This window comes from Saccharopolyspora antimicrobica (assembly GCF_003635025.1).
Lineage (GTDB): Bacteria > Actinomycetota > Actinomycetes > Mycobacteriales > Pseudonocardiaceae > Saccharopolyspora > Saccharopolyspora antimicrobica.
In genome coordinates, this window is record NZ_RBXX01000002.1 from 1,643,438 (window position 1) to 1,668,771 (window position 25,334).

The window sequence follows — 25,334 nt, forward strand, 5'->3', positions numbered from 1 at the left end:
CGCTGTTGAGGCAACAGTGCGCGGCGGGGCTTTCGACCGGCTGTCGGTTTTCTTGCGGCTATCGTGATCACATGCGTTTCGGGGTGCTCGGTCCGCTCGCGGTGTGGACGCCGGACGGCACTCCCGTCGCGGTACCCGAGGCGCGGGTTCGCGCGCTGCTGGCGTCGCTGCTCGTCGCGCCCGGACGTGTCGTGTCCGCGGACCGCCTGGTGGACGAGCTGTGGGGCGAGGCGCTCCCGGCGAACCCGTCCGGCGCCCTGCAGACCCTCGTCTCGCGCCTGCGCCGCGCGATCGGCGCCGAGCTCGTCGTCCGCCGCCCGCCGGGCTACGTGCTGACGGCACCGTCCGTCGACAGCACCAGGTTCGCCGAGCTCACCGCGCTTGCACAGCGCACGTCCGGTGCCACCGGGAAGGCCGAGGTGCTTGCCGAAGCCCTCGGTCTCTGGCGCGGCGACGCCTTCGCGGGTTTCTCCGACGAGCCCTTCGCCAGCGCCGCAGCCGCCGCATTGGAAGAGCAGCGCCTCGCGGCTTGGGAGGACTACGCGGAAGCCCGGCTCCAGCTGGGCGATCACACGTCTCTGGCCGGTGAGCTCCACGCGCTCGTCGAACAGCACCCGCTGCGCGAACGTCTCCGCGCCGCGCACCTGCGCGCGTTGCACCGTGCGGGCCGGACGGCTGAAGCGCTCGAAGGCTACGACGCGATGCGCCGCCTGCTCCGCGACGAGCTCGGCCTCGATCCGAGCGCCGACCTCGCTGCGCTGCACGAGGAGCTGCTGACCGCTGAACCCGTGCGGCGGCGCATCCCGTCGCTGCCGGTGCCGCCGACCGAGCTCGTGGGCCGGGAACGCGCCGTGGCCGGTGTTCGCGCGCTGCTCGGCGCACATCGCCTGGTCACGCTGATCGGACCGGGCGGGGTGGGCAAGACCAGGCTCGCCGTCGAGGTCGCGCGCGGAGCCGACGAGGCCTGCCTGGTAGAGCTCGCCGCACTCCCCCGCGAGACCACAGTGGACGGATTGGCCGATGTCGCGGCGACCGCGCTCGGCATCCGCGACGGTTCCCGGCCGCGCTCACCCGTCGATCGGCTCGCCGAGGTGCTGCGCGGGCGGCTCCTCGTGCTGGACAACTGCGAGCACATCGTCGAGCCCGTCGCCGCGCTCGTGCACAGGCTGCTGGCGACCGGCGCGCACGTGCTCGCGACGAGCCGGGAGCCGCTCGGCGTCTCCGGCGAGCACCTGTGGGAGGTGCCGACGCTCGACGTCCCACCGCCCGGCGCACCGCCCGCGGACGTGCTCCGCGCCGGAGCGGTGCAGCTCTTCGCCGCGAGAGCTGCCGCGGCCTCGCCCGGTTTCGCGGTGTCCGCCGACAACGCGGAGGCGGTCGCCACGATCTGCCGCCGCGTGGACGGAATCCCGCTCGCCATCGAGCTGGCGGCGGCCCGGGTGCGCGTGCTCGGCACAGCAGAGCTGTCGGAACGGCTGAACGACCGGTTCGCCGTGCTCACCGGCGGCCCGCGCGACGCGCCACCGCGCCAGCGAACGCTGGGCGCGGTGCTCGACTGGAGCTGGGAGCTGCTGACGGAGGCCGAGCGAACGGTCCTGCGCAGGCTCGCGGCCTTCGCCGACGGCTGCACCCTCGCCGCAGCGGAAACACTGTGCGCAGGCGATGGCGTGCAGCGCCCGCAGGTTCTCGACCTGCTGACCCGGCTGGTCGACCGCTCGCTGGTCGTCGCCTCGCACACCGCAGACGGCCCGCGCTACAGCCTGCTGGAGTCGGTGTCCGCGTACTGCGAACGACAGCTGGGGCCTGAAGAGCGCGATCGGCTCCGCCAGGCGCACGCCGCCTACTTCACCGAGCTGGCGGAGGAAGCAGCAACCCACCTGTGCGGGCCCGAACAGCAGAAGTGGCTGGGCCGCCTGGACATCGAGACCGGCAACCTGCGCCGCGCGCTCGGCGACGTCCGCCTGGCCCGCGCGCTGGTCTGGTACTGGTTCCTGCGCGGGCGGCTCATCGAGGCCCGGCGGGCGACGGAGAGCGCGGACCCGGTGCTCGCCGCCTGGCACACCGGATTCCGGCTCCTCACCGGCGAACCCGTGGACAACCGCGCCCCGCTGCGCCTGCACGCCGCGATCGCCGATCCGCGAGAGCGCGCGCTGGCGGGCTGGTTCCTCGGCTACGCCGCGACCAGGTTCGGCGATCTACCGGTCGCCGAGGAACTGACGGGCGAAGCGCTGGCGGCCTCGGAAGAACTCAGCGACGGCTGGGGAATCGCAGCGGCGCTCAGCGTCCGCGCGGTGCAGCGCCACGTCCGCGGCGACCTCACCGGATCAGCGGCGGACGCCGAACGCAGCCGCGCGCTGTTCGAGGAGGTCGGCGACCGCTGGGGCCGCGGCCAGGCCGGGACCGTGCTCGGCAAGCTCGCCGAGTTCGCAGGCGACTACGCCGCCGCGACGACCTGGCACCGCGAAGCCGCCGAACTGGCCGAAGAACTCGCGCTGTGGCCGGACGTGTCCATGAGCTGCTCCGAGCTGGGCCGCATCGCCCTGCTCCAAGGCGACCACACCGCCGCCGACGAGCTCCACGACCGAGCCCGTGCGCTGGCCATCGAGCACGGCGACGCGGCAGGCCAGGAGTTCGCCGAAGTGGGCCTCGCGCTCTCCGCCCGCCGCACCGGCAGATTCGCCGAAGCCGAGAACCTGCTGCGCCCGTGGCTGGCCTGGAACCAGCGCTTCGAAGCGGACAACGGTGCGGCCCTGATCCTCGCCGAACTGGGCTTCGCGGCCGAACAGCGCGGCGACGCCCCGGCCGCCGTCGACCTCCACGCCCAAGGCCTCGCAGCAGCTCGTCGCACCGGAGACCCGCGCGCGGTCGCCCTGGCCCTGGAAGGCCTGGCCGGAGCCCGCCTCCTCGCCGGTCAACCGGGCCGGGCAAGAGGCCTCCTCGCGTCAGCGGCCCTGCTCCGCGAATCCACCGGAGCCCCGCTGCCCACAGCCGAACGCGGAGACGTCGACCGCATCGAAGAACTGCTCAACAGTGCACTGAGCAGTGGTCGGATCAGGGCAGGTTCGAGGAGTGGCCCGGGAAGAGGTGGGCGTCCGGGTTGAGCTCCACCGCGATGTTGTTCACCGCCGTCGCCGCTTCGCCGAAGCCCGTCGCGATCAGCTTGACCTTGCCCGGGTAGGCCGCGACGTCGCCCGCCGCGTAGACCCGCGGGCGGTTCGTGCGCATCGTCGTGTCCACCAGGATCGCGCGCTTCTCCAGCTCCAGTCCCCAGCCCTCGATCGGGCCCAGGTCGGCGGTGAAGCCCAGCGCCGCGACCACGGTCTGCGCGGGGAGCACGCGGCGCTCGGCTCCGCCGACCTCGATCTCGACCTCGTGCACTCCGTTCTCGTCACCGCGGATCTCCACCACCTCGGCCGGTGTGATCAGCGGGACGCCGAGGTCCTCGACCTTGTCGACCAGGCCCGGGTGCGCGCGGAACCGCGCCCGGCGGTGCACCAGCGCGACGCTGCGCGCCACCGGGTGCAGCGCCAGCGCCCAGTCGAACGCGGAGTCACCGCCGCCGACCACCACCACGTCGCGTCCACTGTGCACGGCCAGCTCGGGGATGAAGTGCACGACGCCGCGGCCGAGCCAGTCGCCGCCGGCGGGCAGCGGTCGCGGGCTGAACTCGCCGATGCCCGCGGTGATCAGCACCGCACCCGCGCGCACCGCCTCGCCGCCGCCGAGCCCGACCAGCAGCTGCCCATCCACATCGGACAGTTCGACCGCGTGCCTGCCGAGCAGGTAGCGCGGTGCGTACTGATCGGCCTGTTCCACCAGCGCGGCAACCAGATCCCGGCCGCGCACCGCGGGGAACCCGGCCACGTCGAAGATCATCTTCTCCGGGTACATCGCCGTCACCTGGCCGCCCGGCTCGGGCAGCGCGTCCACCAGCGCCACCGACATCCCGCGAAAACCCGCGTAGTAGGCGGCGAACAGCCCCGTCGGGCCCGCGCCGACGACCAGCAGATCGACCTCGTGCGCAACCGCCGCCATCCCACCCACCTCGCCATCGATCGTGCGTGGACGCTCCCAGGCTAGCCGGATCCGGCCGCGATGTCCGCGCAGCTGGGCCAGTCCGCCGAAGGTGCTGCGGCACTCGGCGGTACCCGCCCCGCGGCACCGCCCATACGTTCACCGGAAGGGGATCTCGTCGGGGAGGAGAATTCGTGAAGAAGAGATCCATGCTGCTCGCTGGCATCGCCGCGATCGCGCTGGGCGCAGGTCTCGCGCCGGCCGCGACCGCGGACGACGACCCGGGCGCGCTGATCGTCGGGGGCCACGACGCGACCGAGCAGTACGACTGGATGGCCTCGCTGCAGCGGGGCGGCAACCACAGCTGCGGAGCGTCGCTGATCGACGAGCAGTGGGTGCTGACCGCCGCCCACTGCGTGCAGGACGTCGCACCGGCGGACCTCGGCCTGCGCATCGGCAGCCAGGACCACACCACCGGCGGCACCGAGGCGGGCGTGTCCGAGATCGTGGTCCACCCGGACTACGCGACCAACGGCCCCAACGGCGACATCGCGCTGCTGAAGCTGGACCAGCCGGTCTCGGCGACGCCGATCGAGATCGCCGACGCCTCCGGTCCGGAGGGCACTCCCTCGCGCATCATCGGCTGGGGCGTGACCTGCCCGATCCGCGGCTGCGGCCAGCCGCCGGTGCAGCTGCAGGAGCTGGAGACCCAGGTGGTCTCGGACAGCCAGTGCTCGCTGAGCGCCGTCGACGCCGACACCGAGATCTGCACCGGCAGCTCGGAGCTGCTCGCCAACGCGTGCTTCGGCGACTCCGGCGGCCCGCAGCTGGAGGGCCAGCCCGGCGACTGGAAGCTCACCGGCGTCACCAGCCGGCTGGGCAGCCTGATCCCGGTCTGCGGCACCGCGCCGTCCATCTACACGGACGCGACGGCCTACAAGACCTGGATCAACGACACGATCGGCTGATCCGGTTCTCGCGAAGGGCGCCTGCCACCCGGCAGGCGCCCTTCGTGCTTCTCGTGCGAGATGCGGCACCTTCATCGGTCCAGGCGGAGCGTTTGCGCTGCTTCCGGCCGCACCCGCGGCGCGGAGTGGGGCGGCCCACGCTGACCGGGTGGTCATTTCGGCGGGACACTTCTGTCATGGCTGAACAGGACTACCGGATCGAGCACGACACGATGGGCGAGGTGCGGGTGCCCGCCGCCGCCCTGTACCGCGCGCAGACGCAGCGAGCCGTGGAGAACTTCCCGATCTCCGGGCGGGGCCTGGAGCGCGCCCAGATCCGCGCGCTCGGCCTGCTCAAGGCCGCCGCCGCCCGCGTCAACGGCCGGCTCGGGGTGCTCGACGCCGAGGTCGCCGAGGCGATCGCCGCCGCGGCCGACGAGGTCGCCGAGGGCGCGCACGACGAGCACTTCCCCATCGACGTGTTCCAGACCGGCTCCGGCACGTCGTCGAACATGAACGCCAACGAGGTCATCGCGACGCTCGCGTCCCGCAAGCTGGGCCGCGACGTGCACCCGAACGACCACGTCAACGCCTCGCAGTCGTCCAACGACACCTTCCCGACGACCATCCACGTCGCCGCCACCGAGGCGGTGCTCACCGACGTCGTCCCGGCGCTGGAGCACCTGGCGAGCACCATCGAGGGCCGCGCCGCCGAGTGGACCGAGGTGGTCAAGTCCGGTCGCACGCACCTCATGGACGCGGTCCCGATCACCCTCGCCCAGGAGGCCGGGGCTTGGGCGTCGCAGGTGCGCTACGGCGTCGAGCGGCTGCGCAGCGGCCTGCCGCGGCTGGGCGAGCTGCCGATCGGCGGCACCGCCGTCGGCTCCGGGCTCAACGCGCCGGAGGGCTTCGGCGCGGCGGTGTCCGCGGAGCTGGCCGAGGTCACCGGCCTGCCGCTGACCGAGGCGCGCGACCACTTCGAGGCCCAGGCGGCGCAGGACTCGGTGGTGGAGACCTCCGGTCACCTGCGCACCGTCGCGGTGAGCCTGACCAAGATCGCCAACGACCTGCGCTGGCTGGGCTCCGGCCCGCGCACCGGCCTGGCCGAGCTGGCGCTGCCGGACCTGCAGCCGGGCTCGTCGATCATGCCGGGCAAGGTCAACCCGGTGATCCCGGAGGCGACCCTGCAGGTGGTCGCGCAGGTGATCGGCAACGACGCGGCGGTGGCCTTCGCCGGTTCGCAGGGCAACTTCCAGCTCAACGTGATGCTGCCGGTGATCGCCCGCAACGTGCTCGAATCGGCGCGGCTGCTGGCCGCGGTGTCGCGCCTGCTGGCCGACAAGGTCTTCGCCGGCGTCGAGGTCAACGTCGAGCAGGCGCGGGCCTACGCCGAGGGCTCGCCGTCGATCGTCACGCCGCTGAACCGCTACATCGGCTACGAGGAGGCCGCAGCGGTCGCCAAGCAGGCCCTCAAGGAGCGCAAGACGATCCGCGAGGTGGTCCTGGAGCGCGGCCACGTCGATTCCGGCAAGCTCACCGAGGAGCAGCTGGACGAAGCTCTCGACGTGCTGCGCATGGCCACCGGCGAGTAGGAGCCAGCGGGGAAGCACTCACGCGCGAAGCGGCGCCTCGGGAGAGGCGCCGCTTCACCGCCGGATTCGGGACCCGATCGGTTCCGCTGCGGGTTGTCGGGGTTGCCGCGCACCATGAGCGCATGGTGCTGCTCGCTGAGGTGGTCGCGACTTCGCGCGAGGTCGCGGCAACGCGCTCGCGCAAGGCGAAGACCACGGCCATCGCCGACCTGCTGGGACGGCTGGAACCCGAGGAGGTCCGCCCGGCGACCGCCCTGCTGGCCGGGGAACTGCCAGGCGGCCGGGCCGGGGTCGGCTGGTCCACGCTGACCTCGCTGGCCGCGGCACCCGCACCGGTGCCGACGCTGACCATCGGCGCCGTCGACACCGCGATCAACGCGCTCCGGGAGATCAGCGGCTCGGGTTCTGCGCAGCGGCGGACGTCGGAGTTGACCGCCCTGCTCGGCCAGGCCACCGCCGACGAACAGCAATTCCTGGTGCGGCTGCTCGGCGGCGAGCTGCGCCAAGGCGCGCTGGAAGGCGTGATGGTCGAGGCCATCGCAGCGGCCGCTGAAGTAGCGACCGACGCCGTCAGGCGCGCGTTCATGCTCTCCGGCCGGCTGCCCGCCACCGCCGAAGCGGCGTTGCGCGGCGGAGAACCCGCGCTGGCCGAATTCGGCCTGGAGATCGGACGACCGGTGCGCCCGATGCTCGCCTCACCCGCCGACGACCTGGAGTCGGCGCTGACCGGAGAGGTGACGGTCGAGTACAAACTGGACGGTGCGCGCATCCAGGTGCACCGCGACGGCGACGAGGTGCACGTCTACACCCGCACGCTGCGCGAGATCACCGGCAGCGTCCCGGAACTCGTCGACCTGGTGCGCGGCCTGGACTGCCGGTCGGTGGTGCTCGACGGCGAAACGCTGGCGCTCGACGACGGCGGCCGGCCACGACCGTTCCAGGAGACGATGAGCCGGTTCGGCGCGCAGAGCTCGCGAGAGCTGCTGCTGCACCCGTACTTCTTCGACTGCCTGCACCTCGACGGCACCGATCTGCTGGACCTGCCGCTGCGCGACCGGCTCGACGCGCTGGCGAAAGTCGCGCCGCAGCACCGGATTCCTTCAGCTCTCTCCCCGACCTCCGAACGCGCGGCGGCGCTGTTCGACGAAGCGCTGGCCGCCGGGCACGAAGGAGTCGTGGTGAAGGACCTGGACTCCGGCTACGCCGCGGGCCGGCGCGGCCGCGCGTGGCGGAAGGTCAAACCCGAGCACACGCTCGACCTCGTCGTGCTCGCCGCCGAATGGGGCCACGGCCGCCGCCGCGGCTACCTGTCCAACCTGCACCTCGGCGCGCGCGACCCGGACGGCGGCCCGCCGATCATGGTCGGCAAGACCTTCAAGGGCCTGACCGACGAGCTGCTGGCCTGGCAGACCGAGGAGTTCCAGCGCCGCGAGACCCACCGCGACGACTGGACCGTGCACATCGCGCCCGACCTCGTGGTGGAGATCGAACTCGACGGCGTGCAGACCAGTCCCCGCTACCCCGGCGGCGTCGCGCTGCGCTTCGCCCGCGTGCTGCGCTACCGGCCGGACAAGGACGCGGCCTCGGCCGACAGCATCGAGGCGGTGCGCGCCCTGCTGCCCGGCGGGTGAGATCCTGGGAGACATGAGCAGCAACGACTTCGACTCGATCGGCTCGATCAACATCGGCCCCATCGACCCGCGCGAGCTCCGCGCCGACGAGCGCGCCGTCGAGCTGGACTACTACGTCGCGGTCCTGCTGATGGAGGCCACCGCGGACGCCGCCGACCACGAGCCGCTGTACGAGGAATCGTTCGTGCTGCTGAAAGCGGAATCCGAAGAAGAAGCCGCGGAGAAGGCCGCCTACCACGGAAAGCAGCAGCAGACCAGCTACCAGAACGAGAACCACGAACTGATCACCTGGAAGCTGAAGCAGGTCGTCGAGGTGAAACCGCTGGAGGACGCGACCTTCGACGACGGCACGGAGATCTACAGCCGCTTCTTCCGCAATTACCAGGCCTACAGCTCCTTCGAACCCCTGACAGAAGAAGAAGCCTGAAAAACGCAGCGGCCGAGACCCCGCCTCCGGCGGGCACACCCGGCGCACGTCAACGCACGTCGGCACGCTGCCTACCGATCGAACGGTGGCGAACCTCCGCGATTTCAATTGAAATCGGATTCTCGCCACCGCACGCTCCGTCGAAAACGCGACAAATCCGATTTCGGTTGAAATCGCTACACCACCAAGGCGACCACCCACCGCTTTGAACCCAAACCCAACCCCCACCCCACCGCCGAGAACAAGGCCTCCCCGGTATCACCACCGAAGGATCGGCGGTGATACCGGCCGAACGTGACGCGATGCGGTGCGGCAGGAAGCGGGTCGAGTGGGGTTCAAAGCGGCGGGTGGTCGCCTGAGGCGTATAGCGATTTCAATTGAAATCGCAGAGGTCACCACTCCGCGCCACAAAACGCAGAGACCAGGGGCCCACCTCCGGCGGGGAGTCCCGCCGCACTTCCACGCACCGCCGCTTCCAACCCACCCGCCGTCGGGAATCCGGCACCGGCTTCGAGCCCCATCAGATGATCTCGCCGAGCAAGCCCGTCCAGCTCTAGGAGGCGACTGCGGGCGTCCGAGGCCGTATGGTGGTCAGACGTGCAGTTCTTGAACGGGCAGCAGCCCACCACCGACCTGACCTACGACGACGTCTTCCTGGCGCCGCGGCGCTCCGGGGTCGAGTCCCGCTTCGACGTGGACCTCGCCACCAGCGACGGCACCGGGGCCACCCTGCCGATCGTCGTCGCCAACATGACCGCCGTGGCCGGTCGCCGCATGGCCGAGACCGTCGCCCGGCGCGGCGGCATCGTCGTGCTCCCGCAGGACGTCGACCCCGCCGCCGTCGCCGAGATCGTCTCCTGGGTCAAGACCCGGCACCCGGTCTGGGACACCCCGCTGGTGTTGCACGCCGACGACGCCGTGGCCGACGCGCTCAACCTCCTGCCCAAGCGCGCCCACGGCGCCGTGGTGGTCGTGGACGACGACAACCGGCCAGTCGGCGTCGTCGACGAGGCCGCGTGCACGGGCGTCGACCGGTTCGCGCGGGTCGGCGAGGTCGCCGACCCGCACCCCGTCGTGCTGCCGCTGGAGACCAAGCCGCGCGAGGTGTTCGAGCAGCTCGACAAGCAGACCCGCAACGTCGCGATCGCGGTCGACGCGGACGGCCGCCTGGCCGGGATCCTGACCCACCGCGGCGCGCTGCGCGCCGAGATCTACACCCCGGCACTGGACGGCGAGGGCCGGCTGCGGGTCGCCGCGGCGGTCGGGGTCAACGGCGATGTCGCGGCCAAGGCCGCCGCGCTGCTGGAGTCCGGGGTGGACACGCTGGTCGTGGACACCGCGCACGGCCACCAGGAGAAGATGATCTCCGCGCTCAAGGCGGTCCGCTCGGTGTCGCCGCAGGTGCCGGTGGTGGCGGGCAACGTGGTGACCGCCGAAGGCGTGCGCGACCTCGTCGAGGCCGGTGCCGACGTGATCAAGGTCGGCGTCGGTCCGGGCGCGATGTGCACGACCCGGATGATGACCGGCGTCGGGCGGCCGCAGTTCTCCGCCGTCGCCGAGTGCGCGGCCGAGGCGCGCAAGCTCGGCAAGCACGTCTGGGCCGACGGCGGCGTCCGGCACCCGCGCGACGTCGCGCTGGCGCTCGCCGCGGGCGCGGCGTCGGTGATGGTCGGCTCCTGGTTCGCCGGCACCTACGAGTCCCCCGGCGACCTGCAGCGCGACGAGCACGGCCGGGCTTACAAGGAGTCCTTCGGCATGGCCTCCAAGCGCGCGGTGTCCGCCCGGACCCGCACCGACAACGCCTACGACCAGGCCCGCAAGGCACTGTTCGAGGAGGGCATCTCCAGCTCCCGGATGCGGCTGGACCCGCAGCGCCCCGGCGTCGAGGACCTGCTGGACCAGATCACTTCCGGCCTGCGCTCGTCCTGCACCTACGCGGGCGCCCGCACCCTGGAGGAGTTCTACGACCGCGCCCTGGTCGGCATCCAGTCCGCAGCCGGCTTCGCCGAGGGCCGCCCGCTGCCCACCGGCTGGTGATGCGGATGCCGGGCGCCTCCGACACGCAGTCGGAGGCGCCCGGCGCTCAGCCGATCAAGGGGTGAACTCCCCCTCCAGCAGCTCGGTGACGAGAGCCGCGATCGGGGAGCGCTCCGAGCGGGTCAGCGTGACGTGGGCGAACAGCGGATGACCCTTGAGCTTCTCGATCACCGCTGCCACGCCGTCGTGGCGGCCCACCCGGAGGTTGTCGCGCTGGGCGACGTCGTGGGTCAGGACAACGCGGGAGTTCGCGCCGAGCCGGGACAGCACCGTCAGCAGCACGTTGCGCTCCAGCGACTGCGCCTCGTCGACGATGACGAACGAGTCGTGCAGCGAGCGGCCGCGGATGTGGGTCAGCGGCAGGACCTCCAGCATGCCCCGGTCCATCACCTCGTCCAGGACGTTCTCGCTGGCCAGCGCGCCGAGCGTGTCGAACACCGCCTGCGCCCACGGCGCCATCTTCTCGTTCTCGGTGCCCGGCAGGTAGCCCAGCTCCTGACCGCCGACCGCGTACACCGGGCGGAACACCACCACCTTGCGGTGCAGCTGGCGCTCCAGCACGGACTCCAGCCCCGCGCACAGCGCGAGCGCGGACTTGCCGGTGCCCGCACGACCGCCCAGCGACACGATGCCGATCTCGGGATCGAGCAGCAGGTCCAGCGCGATCCGCTGCTCCGCGGAGCGGCCGTGCAGCCCGAAGGCCTCCCGGTCACCGCGCACCAGCCGGACCTGCTTGTCCGCGGTCACCCGGCCCAGCGCGCTCTGCGACCCGGCCAGCAGCCGCACGCCCGTGTTCGGCGGCAGGTCCCGCGCCTCGTCGAGGTCGGCGGTGCCGTCCTTGAACAGCGCGTCCACCGAATCGCCCGGCACCTCGACGTCGGCCATCCCGGTCCACCCGGACGGGATCACGTCCTGCGCGCGGTACTCCTCGGCTTCCAGGGCCACCGCGGCGGCCTTGACCCGCAGGGGCATGTCCTTGGTGACCAGCGTGACCCGGTGTCCTTCGGCCGCCAGGTTCAGCGAGCAGGCCAGGATGCGGGCGTCGTTGGAGTCGTTGCGGAATCCGGGCGGCAGCACCTGCGGGTCGGAGTGGTTGAGCTCCACGTGCAGGCGCCCACCCGAGGTCCCGACCGGAACCGGCTGGTCCAGCCGTCCGTGCTGGATCCGGAGGTCGTCGAGCGCGCGGAGGGCTTCCCGGGCGAACCAACCGAGTTCGGGGTGGTGGCGCTTGCCCTCCAGCTCGCCGATCACCACCACCGGGAGCACCACGTCGTGCTCGGCGAAGCGGGCTATCGCCCACGGATCGGACAGCAGCACCGAGGTGTCCAGGACGTAAGTGCGGACCTCGGTGCCACCGCTGTGCACGGTGCGCGCGGAATCACCGCTCCGGGTTCGGATTTCCGCTTCTGGCTGGGAACGTCGTGCGGTCACGGCTACTCCCTCGCGGGCGTGGCGTCCACACCCGCTCGTCGGCGGGCCGGGCCTGGCCCCCCTCGCGCCCCGGCCGGACCGCCTCGTCCGCCGTGGCCGCAGGGCCGGGCACCGGCCCATCGCGACCAAGGTGGACGGGGTAACCGTCCGCTCCAGCCAACAGCCACGATCAGGGCCTCCCGGACGGGCCGCGTACGGACTTGCTGACTGAGAACGGCCCGTCGAAACGCACGCTACCTGCGTGATCGCGTCTCGGCAGGCAGCCACACAGGTGATTCAGCGAATCGTCGTTTCTCCTTCACCTGCCGGGAAAACAGCGCTGGTCACGGCCCGTCCAACTGCGACTCCTGAGGCGACCGCAGCAGGTCAGAGCGGTGCTCCACCCCGGCGGCGGGTCAACACTGCCGGTGAGCGTCGATGCTCCGACCGGGTGAATTCCGGGCTCACACCCGGGTGGCGAGCTCAGCGCGCACCGATTCGGGGACGAGCGGCTCGTCAAGCAAGCGCCGGTAACGATCGGCGCTCGATGTGCTAGCGGGCCGCTCGTCCAGCCACCGCCGCAGCAGCCGGTAGCCCTCGACGTAGGTCGTGGTGTAGGCGCGCCAGAGCGGGTCCCGCATGAACCCCACCAGGTGCCTGGCGCGCTGCTCCGGCATCAGCAGCCAGCGCTGCAGGTGCGCGACGACGTCGGCCTCGTCGGCCCCGTCGCCGTGCAGCATCAGCAACGCGTCCTGGCGGACCGGCAGCAGGCGCAGCAGCACCGCCTCGATCCGCTCCGCCAGCTCGCCGTCCAGCCGGATGCCCAGGTCGGCGAAGATCTCGGCCGCCCACGGGCCCCAGCCGGGCCCGACCGCGGCGTGCAGCCCCAGGTCGGCGAGGCCCTCGGCGAGCACGCACTGCGGCGTGTTGACGAGGAAGACGGTGTGCTCGACCAGCCGGTCCCGCTGCACCAGGCCGGCTTCCTTGCGGCAGTGCTCGGTGTGGTGGCCGGGGTAGGCCTCGTGCGCGACGAGCTGCGGCAGCGTCGACGCGCGGTGCCCGACGTCGGCGTTGACCGCGACCTTCGAGCGGAACCCGCCGAGGTAGTGGTTGAACCCGCTCCACGGCCGGTCCGACACGATCCGGTACTCGACCGTCTCGCCGACGGGCAGTTCGAACCGGGCGCGCACGCGGTCCCGCAGCGCGCTGGAGACCGCCTGGACCGCCACGGAGAGCCGCTCCGGGGGCACCACGTCGAGCCTGCGGACCGCGCGCAACCGCTCGGCCAGCGAACCCCGGCCGGGCAGCAGCGCCGCCAGCTCGCGGTGCGCCCTCCGGTACTCGTCGGGATCGCCCATCGCCGGCGACACCTGGAAGCACGCCTCGACCTCGGCGGCGAACGGCAGCTGTTCGCCCGCCAGCTTGCGGCCCGAGCACTCCAGCGCGGTCAGCTGCGCGGCGAGGAACCGGCGGCGCGGTTCGGCGAGATCGGCGGTGGCGACCTCGGCGCGCAGGTGGCGCGCGGCGGCGGCGAGCCCGGCCGGTTCCGGCGGCGGTTCGACGGCGACCTGGGCCCGCAGCATCGGGTCACCGGTGTAGGAGTCCGCGAAGCCCCGGACGAGCCGGTCGAACCTGAGCCCGAGGAGCACGTACTCGACTGCGAGCGCTTCGGAGTCCACGTGCGGACACTACGCCCGCCCGAAGACGTCTCGCGCCGCCGGTCGCGTTTGCGGTGAATTTGCCCGGGCAACGATAAGCCCGGCGGAGCCGAACAAAATAATCACACAATGGTGTTAACGAGGTTTTTTTCGACGGTTTCGATGTATATGTTTCACGCCGAGCGTTCTCCCTTCGGCTAAGTATGGGGTGCGTAGCCGAGGGACCCAGGGGGCGTTCGCGTCATCCCATCCAACAAGGAGCAACGAAGTGCTGAAGAAAGCTGCGATTGTTGCCGGTGCCGCCGCCGGTCTGCTCGCCCTGGCCCCCGTCGCCAACGCCGACAGCGCGGACAACGACGGCATCAACATCCTGAACGACAACAACCTGAGCGTGCTGCCGATCCAGGCCTGCGGCAACAACGTCGCGGTCGTCGGTGCCGTCGTGCCGGTTCTGTCCCCGCAGCTCAACAGCTGCGTCAACGCTCCGATCGTCGACCACCCCAAGGGCTGACGAGAACGGCGGTTCACCAGCAACCGCCGCTGCGCGGAATCTGGTGGCGAAAAGGGCGCCGGGCCTGAACTCGGCGCTCCTTTTTGCGCGCCCTTCGTGCGGAGCGCGCAGCGTCGCTGATTCAGCCGTGACGCATTGAACTTCCGATCACACGATCGGGTAATAAGTTTCGGTGTTCGGCACGCCGCGATGAATTGTCCGGCGGTCGGCACCACACTCGGTGGCCGCCATCGCGGGTTTTCCACGACCCGCTGGTGAGCTCCGAATCCCGCAGTATTCCTAAGGAGATGAATCAATGCTGAAGAAGGCAGCTGTTGTCGCCGGTGCCGCCGCCGGTCTGCTGGCCCTGGCCCCCGTCGCCAACGCCGACAGCGCGGACAACGACGGCATCAACATCCTGAACGACAACAACGCCAGCGTGCTGCCGATCCAGGCCTGCGGCAACAACGTCGCGGTCGTCGGCGCGGTCGTTCCGATCCTGTCCCCGCAGATCAACCACTGCGTGAACGCCCCGATCGTCGACCACCCCAAGGGCTGAGCTCGGGTCCCACGTGGAAAGGCCAGGTCAGCGCGACCTGGCCTTTCTGCTGCCCGGAGTCGGGAACCCGCGGTTCTCAGCCGCCGAAGCGGCGGTGGCGGACCGCGTAGTCGCGGAGGGCCCGGAGGAAGTCGACGCGGCGGAAGGCGGGCCAGTAGGCCTCGGTGAACCAGAACTCGGAGTGCGCGGACTGCCACAGCATGAAACCGGACAGCCGCTGCTCACCGGAGGTGCGGATCAGCAGGTCCGGGTCCGGCTGGCCGGAGGTGTAGAGGTGCTCGGCGATGTGGTCGACCGTCAGCACCTCGGCCAGTTCCTCGATGGTGGTGCCCGCCTCGGCGTGCTTCTGCAGCAGCTTGCGCACCGCGTCGGCGATCTCCCGGCGGCCGCCGTAGCCGACCGCCACGTTGACCTGCATGCCCGTGCGGCCCTTGGTGCGCAGCGCGGCGGCGGAGAGGCGAGCGGCGGTCTCGGTCGGCAGGACGTCCAGGGCTCCGACGATCCGCACCCGCCAGGGCGCTTCCGGAGCGGTGAGCTCGTCGACCACCCCGGCGATGATCTCCATCAGCGCCTTGAGCTCGTCGGAGGTGCGGTTGAGGTTGTCGGTGGAGAGCAGCCACAGCGTGACGACCTCCACCTCGGCCTCTTGGCACCAGCCGAGCATCTCGGCGATCTTGCGGGCTCCGGCGCGGTGACCGTGCGCGGCGTCCAGCCCGGCTTCCTTCGCCCACCTGCGGTTTCCGTCCAAGATGACGCCGACGTGCCGCGGATGCTGTACCCCGTCCAGCTTCCGGCGCAGCCGGCGCTCGTAGACGCTGTACATGAGTTCTTTCAACCGAACCTTGAACGCCACGCCAGCTGAGCCTACGCGGATCCGGTGAGCCCTGATGCTCGGGTGGCCCGGAGCGCACGGCCGGATGCAGTGCGGATCACCTCCGAGCGAAACCTACGGTCCCGTAACCTCGGGGTGTGACTAGCGCCCTCTCCGCTCGCCGCCCGACCGCGTTCGTCAAGCCCCGGATGCGCGGCTGGATCCACTTATGGTCGCTCGTGGTGTCGGTCGCCGCCGGTGCCACGCTGATCGCGCTCGCCGCCTCGACGGTGTCCGCAGCCGCCGCGGTGGGCACCTCGATCTACGTGGCGACCGTGCTCGGCCTGTTCGGCGTCAGCGCCCTCTACCACCGCAAGACGTGGAAGACCGTCGGCGCGCGCACCTGGATGCGGCGGCTCGACCACTCGATGATCTTCCTGTTCATCGCGGGCACGTACACCCCGTTCGCGATGGTCGCGATGCAGCCGACGACGGGCGCGGTGGTGCTGGCGGTCGTCTGGGGCGGTGCGCTGGGCGGCGTGGTCCTGAAGCTCGCCTGGCCCAACGCGCCGCGCTGGGTCGGCGTGCCGGTGTACATCGCGCTGGGCTGGGTCGCGGTGTTCGTGCTGCCGGACCTGCTGGAGAACGCCGGGCTCGCCGCGCTGATCCTGCTGGTCGCCGGCGGTCTGCTCTACACGGCCGGCGCGATCTTCTACGCGTGCCGCTGGCCCGACCCGTGGCCCAAGACCTTCGGCTACCACGAGTTCTTCCACGCGGCGGTCTCGGTGGCCGCGATCTGCCACCACATCGCGATCTGGCTGGCGCTCTACGCCTAGAGCCTGTTCCGAACTCGTTTTGCGTGGCGGTGCAAGTGGCGGAACCTCAGCGCCCGCCTGGACTGCGGATGCCCGGCCTTATGTATGACCAATACACGGCAGCCGGGCCGTCCTCGCCAGGCGAACGCTGAGAACCCGCGGCGGTGCAAGCTGCGAGGGTGGGCTAAACGCCTCCGGCGTTTCAAGACAAAGACCAAACCAGGCTCTGACCAATCGTGAACGGCGGTGCTCGTCATCGCCGTTCACGACCGCTGGTCAGCTGATTGCCCGGCGCATGCAGATCCGCTTGGCCGGGTCCAGGCCGAGCTCCGCCTCGTGGGCGACGAGCGCGGCCAGCTCCGGCGCCACGTCGTCGATCTCCCGGAAGCCGAGCCGCTCGTAGTACGGGCCGTTCCACGGCACCGACCGGAACGTGGTCAGCGTCAGCGCGGGCAGGCCCCGCTCCTCGGCCCACGCCTCGACGTGGTCGAGCAGCGCGCGGCCGATGCCCCGGCGCGCGTGGTCGGCGTGCACGCTGATCTGCGCGATGTGAGCGTTGCCGTCGATCAGCTCGACCAGCACGTAGGCCACGATCCGGGCGTCGACCTCGGCCACCCAGAGCCGCCCGGCGCGCTGGAACCCGGCCAGCACGTCGAGCTCGGGCGGCGGGTCGTCGGCGATCTCCGGCATCCCGACCGCGCGGAACGCCTCCCCCGCCGAGATCTCGATCTCCTGCAGACGCCCCAGCTCGGCCTCGCCGACGTTCCGGATCCTCACCCGCCCAGTGGATCAAATCCGGCCGGGCCGCTGCCACCGGATTTCCGCGCGGTGCCGGACCCGTGAGCGTTTCGGGGCGTCATAGCACCCCGAAGCACTCACGGGTCCTGTGCGGGCGCGGTCAGAGCGGGAGGTCTTCGGGCCTGGTGACCGGGCGGTCGCAGACGTAGCCCCGGCAGACGTACGCCGCCGGCGCTCCGCCGACCAGCGGCCGTCCCGCCAGCAGCGGCACGCCGGTCGCCTCCGGCTCCCCGGCCACCACCGCCGCTCCGCCCGGCGCGCGCCGCCGCGCCGCGGCGAGCAGCTCCGCCCGGTCGGCGTTGTCGGCTGCGCCGACGACCGCGACCTGCAGCGGTCCGTGCGCGCGCGCTTCCGCGGCGCTGAGCCAGTGCCCCGCGAAGCGGGGAGCCCGCTGCGCGAGCAACCCAGCGCGCGACAGCGCCTGCTCCGCGGCGCTGCGGTAGCGCGCGGTGCTCTCCGGCCCGACGAGCGCGGCAGCGGTGAGCAGCGCGGAGGTGAGCGCCGCGGCTCCCGACGGGCTCGCGTTGTCGGTCGGGTCGGAGGGGCGGCGGACCAGCGCTTCCGCATCGGCCGCGGTGTCGTGGAAGGTGCCCGGGTGGTCGGCGTCGCTGAACTGGTCCAGCGCCGTGTCGAGCAGCTCGCAGGCCGCCTCCAGCCAGCGCGGCTCGGCCGTGGCCTGGTGCAGCGACAGGAGACCGTCGGCGAAGCAGCCGTAGTCCTCCAGCACTCCGGCCGCGGTGCCCACCACGCCGTTGCGCGAGGTGCGGCGCAGTCGGTCGTCCACCAGGTGGCGCGAGAGCAGCAGGTCGGCGGCGGTCTCGGCCGCCTCCAGCCAGCGAGGTTCGTCGAGCGCCGCGGCGGCCTCCACCAGCGCTGTGATGGTCATGCCGTTCCAGGCGGTGACGACCTTGTCGTCCTTCCCCGGCTGGGCGCGGCTGTCGCGGGCTTCGCGGAGGCTGTCGCGGACCCGCCGCCAGCGGGCCGCGTCGTCCGGATCGCGCGGGAGCTGCAGGGTCGAGGTGCCGTGCTCGAAGGTGCCAGCCTCGGTCACCACCAGCAGTTCCGCCGCCCAGTCGCCGTCTTCCGCCCCCAGCACCTCGCGCAGCTGGTCGGGCGTCCAGACGTAGGTCAGCCCCTCGATGCCTTCGGTGTCGGCGTCCAGCGAGGCCGCGAAGCCGCCTTCCGGCGTGAGCAGGTCGGTCAGCAGGAACTCGGCCGTCTCGCGCGCCACCCGCTCGGCGAGCGGGTCGCCCAGGCGGGCCAGGTGCGCGTAGGCGCGGAGCAGCAGGGCGTTGTCGTAGAGCATCTTCTCGAAGTGCGGAACCACCCAGGCGTTGTCGACGCTGTAGCGCGCGAAACCGCCTGCGAGCTGGTCGTAGATGCCGCCGCGGGCCATCGCCGCGCAGGTGTCCTTGGCCAGTTCGAGCGCGGAGTGCCCGCTGCCCGGCTCGCCGAGCCGCTCGTGGTGGCGCAGCAGGAACTCGAGCACCATCGACGGCGGGAACTTCGGCGCATCGCCGAACCCGCCGTGGTCGGCGTCGAACTCGGCGTGCAGCCGGGACACCGCACCGGCCAGCACCTCTTCGTCCAAGATGGACTCCGGCAGCGGCGGGCGCTGCTCGGCCAGCTGCTCGACCACCCTGGCCGCGGCCTTGCGGACCTCCTCACCGCGACCGCTCCAGGCCTGCGCCACGGCGTCCAGCAGCTGGCGGAACGACGGCATCCCGGACATCGGGGCCACCGGGTAGTAGGTGCCGCAGTGGAAGGGCTCGCCGTCCGGGGTGAGGAAGCAGGTCATCGGCCAGCCGCCCTGCCCGGTCATGGCCTGGGTGGCCTCCATGTAGACGGCGTCGATGTCCGGCCGCTCCTCGCGGTCGACCTTGACGTTGACGAAGTGCTCGTTCATCAGCCGAGCGGTCTCGTCGTCCTCGAACGACTCGTGCGCCATCACGTGGCACCAGTGGCAAGCGGCGTACCCGACGGACAGCAGGACCGGCACATCGCGGCGGCGGGCCTCGGCGAACGCCTCGGGCGACCAGGGCCACCAATCGACCGGGTTGTCCGCGTGCTGGAGCAGGTACGGGCTGGTCGCGCCCGCGAGCCGATTAGCCATGCCCCCAGCCTCCCACTGCTCGCCGAGCCCTGACCAGCGGGCGGCTCGACGAAGACGGGCGGAGCCGGTCGCGCTCCCGACGCGACCGGACCCGCCCGGGACCGGTGGTCTTCCGCGGCTCAGGCGCCGGGCTGGATCGGGCCGACCTGCGTGCCTGCGTCGACGGTGATCTCGCCCAGCGCGCTGCTCACGCCGGAGAGCGAACCGTCGGCCTCCGGCAGGCGGAAGTCCACGCGGTCCGCCGGGGTGCCGCCCGGGACGTTGCGGACCTGGATGTCGAAGTGGACCGGCTGGCCGGGGCCGAATACGACCGTCCGGCCTTCGCCGTATGCCTCGGTCTGCACGCCGAGCGGCGCTTCGCCGCGGTAGAACACGACCTCGGCGGGCGAGCCGTTGAGCGTGCAGGGCGCGCTCGCGTCCATCGCGGTGAGCGTGACGTTGTAGTGCGAGTGCCCCGCGCTGCTGTCGGAGGGCGTGACGGTCGCGTCGAAGATGCCCGGCGCGCACGCGCTCGGCGGCGGGGGCGGCGGCGTCGCGAGGGCCTGGGAGGCGTTGAAACCGACTCCCGCGATCGCGGCGATCGCGAGCGAGGCACCGAATGCGCTGCGGCGGAAGAACTGGTTCATCGTGAGGCTCCCTGTTGGTTCTTTCTCCTTGCACCCCTGAAGACGGCTCGGAGCGGCAGCGGTTGCCGACGTCGGGCCGATAGTCGGATCGGCCACTCCGGAGCAACCTCGCCGCCTCCCGCGCGTCCGGGGTGAACCGGCCTCCGTTTCCGGGACGTGCTTGAGTAGGACGAGGACTTCTCAGAAAATGTGTTAACAACGAGATCGACCTCGGGAGCGGTTTTGACATCGACGACGATGTGCGCCTCGGTCCGCGACGACACGGCGGTCCCGGCCGCCGTGCGGGCGCAGGAGTAGCGGTGGCGGGCAGGACGCGACCGCCGGACGCGGTGGTCGAGCAGCGGCGGCAGGACGTGTTGCGGCAGGTCATCGAGCACGGCGAGGTCCGGATCACCGATCTCGCGGAGCGCTTCGAGGTCAGCCTCATGACGATGCACCGCGATCTCGACGCGCTCGTCGACCGGCGGCTGGTGCGCAAGCTGCGGGGCCGGGTGACGGCCTACCCGTCGCTGACCCTGGAGACCGCGACGCGCTTCCGGGTCGGGTTGCAGGTCGCCGAGAAGGAGGCGCTGGCCGACGCGGCCGCCGTCGAGGTCCAGCCCGGCATGACGCTGCTGGTCGACGACTCCAGCACGGTGTTCCCGCTGGCCCGCCGGATCGCCGAGGTGGCGGCGCTGCGGGTGTTCACCAACTCGCTCACCGTCGCGCAGATCCTCGCCGGTGCCGGGCACGAGGTGGGCCTGCTCGGCGGCCGCTACCGCGCCGAGTTCGACTCGTGCACCGGCCCGGAGGTGCTCAAGGCGCTGGACGGGCTGCACGCCGACGTCTCGTTCGTGTCGGCGGCGGCCGTCACCGAGGGCCACCTGTTCCACCCGGTCCGGGACTACGCCGAGATCAAGCAGCGCATCGTCGGCCGTGCGACGCGCAACGTGCTGCTGGTCGACCACTCCAAGTTCGGCAAGAGCGCGCCCTTCGCGCACGGCGATGTGGGCGCCTACGACCTGGTCGTCACCGATGCCGCCGCACCGGCGGCGGAGCTGGATGCGATCCGCGGTCTCGACACCGCTGTCCGCGTCGTGCCGATACCCGGGCTCGTGGCAACAACCGATCCAGACAGGGGAACCGATGCGCGCAGTTGACAGTCCGGCCGCAGGAGGCACGCGATGAGCCTGGTCGCCGGGGTCGACTCCTCCACCCAGTCCACCAAGGTCGTGGTGTGCGACAGCGAGACCGGGCAGGTGGTGCGGGAAGGCCGCGCCCCGCACCCGGACGGCACGGTCGCCGACCCGGCCGAGTGGTGGCACGCACTCAGCACCGCCACCGCCGGACTGCTCGACGACGTGGCGGGCATCGGCATCGCCGCGCAGCAGCACGGCCTGGTGGCGCTGGACGAACGCGGCGAGGTGGTCCGTCCCGCGCTGCTGTGGAACGACAACCGCTCCGCGCAGGCCGCGACCGACCTGACCGCGGAGCTCGGCGGTGCGCAAGCGACCGCCACCGCGATCGGCAGCGTGCCGGTGGCCAGCTTCACGGTCAGCAAGCTGCGGTGGATGGCCGAGCACGAGCCGGAGCTGGCCGACCGCGTCACCGATGTGCTGCTCCCGCACGACTGGCTGACCTGGCGGCTGACCGGCGAGATGGTCACCGACCGCGGCGACGCATCGGGCACCGGCTACTGGTCGCCCGGCGAGGGCCGCTACCGCGAGGACGTGCTGGCCACCGCCTTCGGCGGCCGCACCCCGCGCACGCCCCGCGTCCTGGGCCCGGCGGAACCGGCCGGCCGCACGCCGGACGGCAGGCTGGTGTCGGCCGGGACCGGCGACAACATGGGAGCCGCGCTGGGCCTGGCGATCGGCCCGGGCGACGTCGTGGTGTCCCTGGGCACCAGCGGCACCGTGTTCGCCTCGGCGGAGCACCCGAGCGCCGATCCGACTGGCACGATCGCCGGTTTCGCCGACGCCACCGGGCGATTCCTGCCTCTGGTGTGCACGCTCAACGCGGCCCGCGTGCTCACCTCGACGGCCGCGCTGCTGGGCGTGGAGATGGCCGAATTCGACCGCCTGGCCTGCGAAGCGGCGCCGGGCGCGGACGACCTCGTCCTGCTGCCTTACCTGGACGGCGAGCGCACGCCGAACCTCCCGGACGCCAGCGGCACGCTGCTCGGTCTCCGCCGCGACAACATGACCCCGCAGAACCTGGCCCGCGCGGCGGTCGAAGGAATGCTCTGCGGCCTCGCGACGGGTGTCGACGCGCTGCGTGAACAGGGCGTCGAGGTCCGCCGGGTGCTGCTCATCGGCGGTGCGGCGCAGTCCAAGGCGGTGCAGGTCGCGGCACCGCAGGTGTTCGGGGTCCCGGTGACGGTGCCCGCGCCCGCGGAGTACGTGGCCCGCGGCGCGGCCCGCCAAGCGGCCTGGGCCCTGACCGGCCACCAACCGCACTGGGAGCTCACGGGTTCGGCGGAACTGGAGGTCACCGACGACTCGGCGGGCGAGCGAATCCGCCACCACCACCGCGAGGCCTTCACCCAGGTCCACGGCGGCTGACGGATCGTGAGTGCGCAGGGCGCCCTGCGCACTCACGAACGTGCTCGAATGACGGCCGCCGCGGCGGGCCGATCCACTACCGTTCCAACGGAAGTTGAGCGAGCAGGGGGATCTCCGTTGCAACCAGGGCACCCGCAGTTCCAACCGCATCCGCGCCCGGCGGGCCCACCGCCCGGCATGCCGCCAGGACCGCCACCCGCCCGGCCCCCGATGCCACCGCGCCCCGCCGCACCGCCACCGGTGCAGCCGCCGGTGGCGGAAGCGACGCAGGTCATCCGCACCGAGCCGAAGCCCGACGGGCCGATCGACATCTTCGACCTCGCCGGTGTCGGCGATCCGCTCAAGCTCGACCCGAGCAAGCTCTGGCAGCGCCGCGACGACGGGCAGCGCTACCGGATTCCCATCGGCTTGGACGAGAACCAGCAACCGGTGGTGCTCGATCTGCTCGGATCCACGACCGCGTTCGGCGTTTTCGGTTCCACCGGCTCCGACAGAGCCCCGTACCTGCACAGCCTCCTGTTCGGGATGGCCGCGACGCACTCCCCGGCGGAGATCAGCTTCTTCTGCATCGGCGGCTCCGTCACTCAGCCGACCTGGAACTCGATCACCGAACTTCCGCACAGGGCGGCTGTCCAGACGACCAGCGAGGACCTCTACGACGAGCACCGGCTCATCGCCGCGCTGGAAGGAGAGCTGGAGCGGCGGGCCCAGCTCCTCGCCGGGATGTCCATGCAGCACTTCACCGACTACCAGGCCATCGAGTCCCAGACCAGGTTCGGTCCGATGCCGCTGCTGGTGGTCGCGGTCGACATGCTCCCGCACTTCCTCGAAGAAGCACCGGGTTTCGAGCGAACCCTGGGGAAGCTGATGTCTGCGGGTCGTCTGGGAATCAAGCTGCTCTTCAGCGCCTTCGGACCAGATGAACTGCCGAGGCGCCTCGCGTACAGATTCGACTCGGTAGTGCTGCACACCTGTGCGGAATCCGACTCCAAGCCGCTGCTGGGAGACGACCGCGCGCTGCACCTCCGGCCCGATCAGGCTTACCTGGTGGGCGGAGTCAAGAAACCGGTGCTGTTCCGCACCGCCCACGCCAACCTGCGCCACCCGTCGAGTTCCCCGGACACCCCGGCCTACCGGTTGTTCGCAGACGGCTTGCAACACAAGGCACCGCCGGCCAAGAAGCTCCTGCTGCCGAAACCTGGGATAGAACCGCCGTCCGGCGTGGACGCCCCGCTGCCCCGGCTGACCACCAGCGAGGACCGCGGCTACGGGGCCGAGACCACATCGCCGCCGGTCGTCTCCATCGGAACCGTCGACAACCCGCGCGAGCACCGGCAGGACCCGCTGCAGCTGGACTTCACCGGCGCCGACAGCAGGCTCGCGATCGTCGGGCGGCCCGGCAGCGGCAAGACCACCACGGTGCTGACCGCCCTGATGGCACTGGCGCTGACCAGCACTCCGACCGAAGTTCGCTTCCACTGCCTGGCCTTCGGCGGCAACGGCCTGCTACCGCTGCGGAACCTGCCGCACAGCGGTGCCGTCGTGCAGAGCCGGTCCCCGAAGCAGGTGGAACAGGCCCTGGCGCACCTGGAATCCACATTGGACAACCGGGCGCGGTTCTTCGTCGCGGAGGGGATCGATTCCGCCGCCGATTTCCGCCGCAGGCGCGCCGAAGCTGATTTCGGCGAAGAGGCCACCGACCACTTCCTCGTCGTCGACGGCTGGCCGGAGGTGCACCAGCACCCCGGCCTCGCCGAACGCGTGCTGCGCCTGGCGCGGCGCGGGACGGAGCACGGCATCCACCTGATCGTCACGGCCAACCGCTGGGACGACCTGCCGCGCGAACTGCGCGAACTCGTCGGCGGCCGGATCGAGCTGCGGCTCACCGATCCACGCGAGTCGCTGGTCTCCACCGCAGCGGCGCAACGGCTCCCGGACGAGGCCGGTCACTGCCTGCGCCAGGAGCTGTGGGGCGCGATCAACCTGCCCGTGCTCGACGACGACCTGCCCAGCTACTTCGAGTACGTCGAATCCGGGCTACCGGAGGACCTGCCCGCCAAGACCCGGGAGCTCGTCGCCCGCATCGACGAGTCCTGGAAGGGGCCCCGCTTCCGCCAGCTCGGCCACGAGCGGACAGCGGTCGACCACGACGACCTCCCGCGGTCCGAACCGCACGCCATCCCGCTCGGCATCGACGACGGTGGCGAGCCCGTGCTCCTCGACCTGAGCGGCGAGAACCCGCACCTCCTGATCACGGGCGGGCCGGAATCCGGCAAGAGCACGGCTATCCGCACCGTGCTGCGCGGAATCGCGAGCGCGTACTCGCCGAAGCAGGCCAAGGTGCTGCTGATCGACTACAAGCGCGAGCACCACCACGCGCTGATCTCGGAAGACCACCTGCTGGCGTGGAACCGCACCTGGGAGGACTCGATCCGGGACCTGGCGCAGGTCATCGCGTCCCTGCGCAAGCGGCGCGGCCCGGCGGCGTGGTCCGGCCCGGAGCTGTTCGTGGTCGCCGACGACTTCCACGAAGTCAGCCGCAGAGCGGAGCTGCGCTCGCTGGGCGGCCTCGACGAGTTCCTCCCGGACGCCCACGAGGTCGGCCTGCACCTGGTCGTGGCGAGCAACGGCCTGCACCCGCACCAGCGCAACAGCATCGTCCCCGGCCTCGGACACTGCGCCCACCAGCTGCTGCTGAAGGACGCGACCGGCCCGGAGTGGCTGACCGGTGCACCGGCCGAACGGCCGCGGGAACAGGGCGAAGCACGACTGCTCAGGCCGGTCGGCCCGAGCGCCCGCCTCCGCTTCCCGAAGATCCCACCGCCGGAATGAACGAAAGCGGGGCCGCCCGGTCGCACCGGAC

19 protein-coding genes are annotated in these 25,334 nt (G+C 71.7%); 12 read left to right on the plus strand and 7 right to left on the minus strand.

The genetic code is table 11. The annotated features are described in order from the left end of the window. Positions 1-71: 71 nt before the first annotated feature. Positions 72-3,101 carry an AfsR/SARP family transcriptional regulator gene (locus ATL45_RS08240; protein ID WP_093152865.1) on the plus strand — a complete coding sequence of 1,010 codons (3,030 nt, stop codon included), beginning with the start codon at positions 72-74 and terminating at the stop codon, positions 3,099-3,101. Here ATL45_RS08240 and ATL45_RS08245 read toward each other — a convergent pair. After that, positions 3,052-4,035 carry an NAD(P)/FAD-dependent oxidoreductase gene (locus ATL45_RS08245; protein ID WP_093152863.1) on the minus strand — a complete coding sequence of 328 codons (984 nt, stop codon included), beginning with the start codon at positions 4,033-4,035 and terminating at the stop codon, positions 3,052-3,054. The two genes, ATL45_RS08240 and ATL45_RS08245, sit on opposite strands and share 50 nt — an antisense overlap. Before the next feature lie 188 nt (positions 4,036-4,223). Between ATL45_RS08245 and ATL45_RS08250 the strand changes: the two genes are divergently transcribed. From ATL45_RS08250 to ATL45_RS08270, 5 genes are all read left to right on the plus strand, one after another. Further along, on the plus strand, positions 4,224-4,982 hold the full coding sequence (locus tag ATL45_RS08250) for a S1 family peptidase (RefSeq protein WP_093152860.1): 759 nt from the start codon (positions 4,224-4,226) through the stop codon (positions 4,980-4,982). Between the two features lie 176 nt (positions 4,983-5,158). Continuing rightward, the gene (locus ATL45_RS08255; protein ID WP_093152858.1) at positions 5,159-6,553 is read left to right on the plus strand and encodes a class II fumarate hydratase; all 1,395 of its coding nucleotides are present in this window, start codon (positions 5,159-5,161) and stop codon (positions 6,551-6,553) included. Between the two features lie 122 nt (positions 6,554-6,675). Continuing rightward, the gene (locus ATL45_RS08260) at positions 6,676-8,184 is read left to right on the plus strand and encodes an ATP-dependent DNA ligase (protein ID WP_093152855.1); all 1,509 of its coding nucleotides are present in this window, start codon (positions 6,676-6,678) and stop codon (positions 8,182-8,184) included. 13 nt (positions 8,185-8,197) lie between these two features. Beyond that, positions 8,198-8,611, plus strand: coding sequence for a DUF4288 domain-containing protein (locus tag ATL45_RS08265; protein ID WP_093152852.1), 414 nt, complete (start codon positions 8,198-8,200; stop codon positions 8,609-8,611). A gap of 597 nt (positions 8,612-9,208) precedes the next feature. After that, entirely contained in the window at positions 9,209-10,648 is a 1,440-nt protein-coding gene (locus tag ATL45_RS08270) for a GuaB1 family IMP dehydrogenase-related protein (protein ID WP_093152850.1), read from the plus strand. A 54-nt stretch (positions 10,649-10,702) separates the two neighbouring features. Here the strand turns inward: ATL45_RS08270 and phoH2 are convergent, their stop codons facing one another. Together phoH2 and ATL45_RS08280 are read right to left on the minus strand one after the other, a co-directional pair. After that, positions 10,703-12,079 carry an RNA 5'-3' helicase PhoH2 gene (gene phoH2 / locus ATL45_RS08275; RefSeq protein ID WP_093152848.1) on the minus strand — a complete coding sequence of 459 codons (1,377 nt, stop codon included), beginning with the start codon at positions 12,077-12,079 and terminating at the stop codon, positions 10,703-10,705. Between the two features lie 443 nt (positions 12,080-12,522). After that, on the minus strand, positions 12,523-13,737 hold the full coding sequence (locus ATL45_RS08280) for a DUF885 domain-containing protein (RefSeq protein WP_093152845.1): 1,215 nt from the start codon (positions 13,735-13,737) through the stop codon (positions 12,523-12,525). 247 nt (positions 13,738-13,984) lie between these two features. Between ATL45_RS08280 and ATL45_RS08285 the strand changes: the two genes are divergently transcribed. Both ATL45_RS08285 and ATL45_RS08290 read left to right on the plus strand, forming a co-directional pair. Beyond that, complete coding sequence (locus tag ATL45_RS08285) at positions 13,985-14,227, plus strand: hypothetical protein (RefSeq protein WP_177241979.1); 243 nt, start codon at positions 13,985-13,987, stop codon at positions 14,225-14,227. Positions 14,228-14,522: 295 nt separating this feature from the next. Next, the gene (locus ATL45_RS08290) at positions 14,523-14,765 is read left to right on the plus strand and encodes a hypothetical protein (protein ID WP_177241978.1); all 243 of its coding nucleotides are present in this window, start codon (positions 14,523-14,525) and stop codon (positions 14,763-14,765) included. 76 nt (positions 14,766-14,841) lie between these two features. On the opposite strand, the gene ATL45_RS08295 is transcribed toward ATL45_RS08290, so the two are convergent. Further along, positions 14,842-15,618: an isoprenyl transferase gene (locus tag ATL45_RS08295; RefSeq protein ID WP_093152842.1), complete on the minus strand. Its 777-nt coding sequence runs from the start codon at positions 15,616-15,618 to the stop codon at positions 14,842-14,844. Positions 15,619-15,734: 116 nt separating this feature from the next. Here ATL45_RS08295 and trhA point away from each other — a divergent pair, with 116 nt between their 5' ends. After that, on the plus strand, positions 15,735-16,412 hold the full coding sequence (gene trhA, locus ATL45_RS08300; RefSeq protein WP_342775253.1) for a PAQR family membrane homeostasis protein TrhA: 678 nt from the start codon (positions 15,735-15,737) through the stop codon (positions 16,410-16,412). Between the two features lie 255 nt (positions 16,413-16,667). Here trhA and ATL45_RS08305 read toward each other — a convergent pair whose 3' ends face one another. From ATL45_RS08305 to ATL45_RS08315, 3 genes are all read right to left on the minus strand, one after another. Beyond that, a complete protein-coding gene (locus ATL45_RS08305) occupies positions 16,668-17,168 on the minus strand; it encodes a GNAT family N-acetyltransferase (protein WP_246025227.1) in 501 nt (166 codons plus the stop codon). Positions 17,169-17,289: 121 nt separating this feature from the next. After that, the gene (locus tag ATL45_RS08310; RefSeq protein WP_093152838.1) at positions 17,290-19,302 is read right to left on the minus strand and encodes a thioredoxin domain-containing protein; all 2,013 of its coding nucleotides are present in this window, start codon (positions 19,300-19,302) and stop codon (positions 17,290-17,292) included. A gap of 119 nt (positions 19,303-19,421) precedes the next feature. Further along, complete coding sequence (locus ATL45_RS08315; RefSeq protein ID WP_093152837.1) at positions 19,422-19,928, minus strand: DUF4232 domain-containing protein; 507 nt, start codon at positions 19,926-19,928, stop codon at positions 19,422-19,424. Positions 19,929-20,227: 299 nt separating this feature from the next. Here ATL45_RS08315 and ATL45_RS08320 point away from each other — a divergent pair, with 299 nt between their 5' ends. The 3 genes from ATL45_RS08320 to eccCb all read left to right on the plus strand — a co-directional run bounded on the left by ATL45_RS08320 (position 20,228) and on the right by eccCb (position 25,303). Further along, on the plus strand, positions 20,228-21,067 hold the full coding sequence (locus ATL45_RS08320; protein ID WP_093152835.1) for a DeoR/GlpR family DNA-binding transcription regulator: 840 nt from the start codon (positions 20,228-20,230) through the stop codon (positions 21,065-21,067). A gap of 24 nt (positions 21,068-21,091) precedes the next feature. After that, on the plus strand, positions 21,092-22,471 hold the full coding sequence (xylB, locus tag ATL45_RS08325) for a xylulokinase (RefSeq protein WP_093152832.1): 1,380 nt from the start codon (positions 21,092-21,094) through the stop codon (positions 22,469-22,471). A gap of 252 nt (positions 22,472-22,723) precedes the next feature. Then, the gene (gene eccCb, locus ATL45_RS08330) at positions 22,724-25,303 is read left to right on the plus strand and encodes a type VII secretion protein EccCb (protein WP_177241977.1); all 2,580 of its coding nucleotides are present in this window, start codon (positions 22,724-22,726) and stop codon (positions 25,301-25,303) included. Positions 25,304-25,334 lie beyond the last annotated feature (31 nt).

Excerpts from the sequence above, each read along its gene's own strand:
- ATL45_RS08240 (WP_093152865.1), top strand. The coding sequence starts at position 72 with ATGCGTTTCGGGGTGCTCGGTCCGCTCGCGGTGTGGACGCCGGACGGC.
- ATL45_RS08245 (WP_093152863.1), bottom strand. The coding sequence starts at position 4,035 with ATGGCGGCGGTTGCGCACGAGGTCGATCTGCTGGTCGTCGGCGCGGGC.
- ATL45_RS08250 (WP_093152860.1), top strand. The coding sequence starts at position 4,224 with ATGCTGCTCGCTGGCATCGCCGCGATCGCGCTGGGCGCAGGTCTCGCG.
- ATL45_RS08255 (WP_093152858.1), top strand. The coding sequence starts at position 5,159 with ATGGCTGAACAGGACTACCGGATCGAGCACGACACGATGGGCGAGGTG.
- ATL45_RS08260 (WP_093152855.1), top strand. The coding sequence starts at position 6,676 with ATGGTGCTGCTCGCTGAGGTGGTCGCGACTTCGCGCGAGGTCGCGGCA.
- ATL45_RS08265 (WP_093152852.1), top strand. The coding sequence starts at position 8,198 with ATGAGCAGCAACGACTTCGACTCGATCGGCTCGATCAACATCGGCCCC.
- ATL45_RS08290 (WP_177241978.1), top strand. The coding sequence starts at position 14,523 with ATGCTGAAGAAGGCAGCTGTTGTCGCCGGTGCCGCCGCCGGTCTGCTG.
- ATL45_RS08310 (WP_093152838.1), bottom strand. The coding sequence starts at position 19,302 with ATGGCTAATCGGCTCGCGGGCGCGACCAGCCCGTACCTGCTCCAGCAC.
- ATL45_RS08315 (WP_093152837.1), bottom strand. The coding sequence starts at position 19,928 with ATGAACCAGTTCTTCCGCCGCAGCGCATTCGGTGCCTCGCTCGCGATC.
- xylB (WP_093152832.1), top strand. The coding sequence starts at position 21,092 with ATGAGCCTGGTCGCCGGGGTCGACTCCTCCACCCAGTCCACCAAGGTC.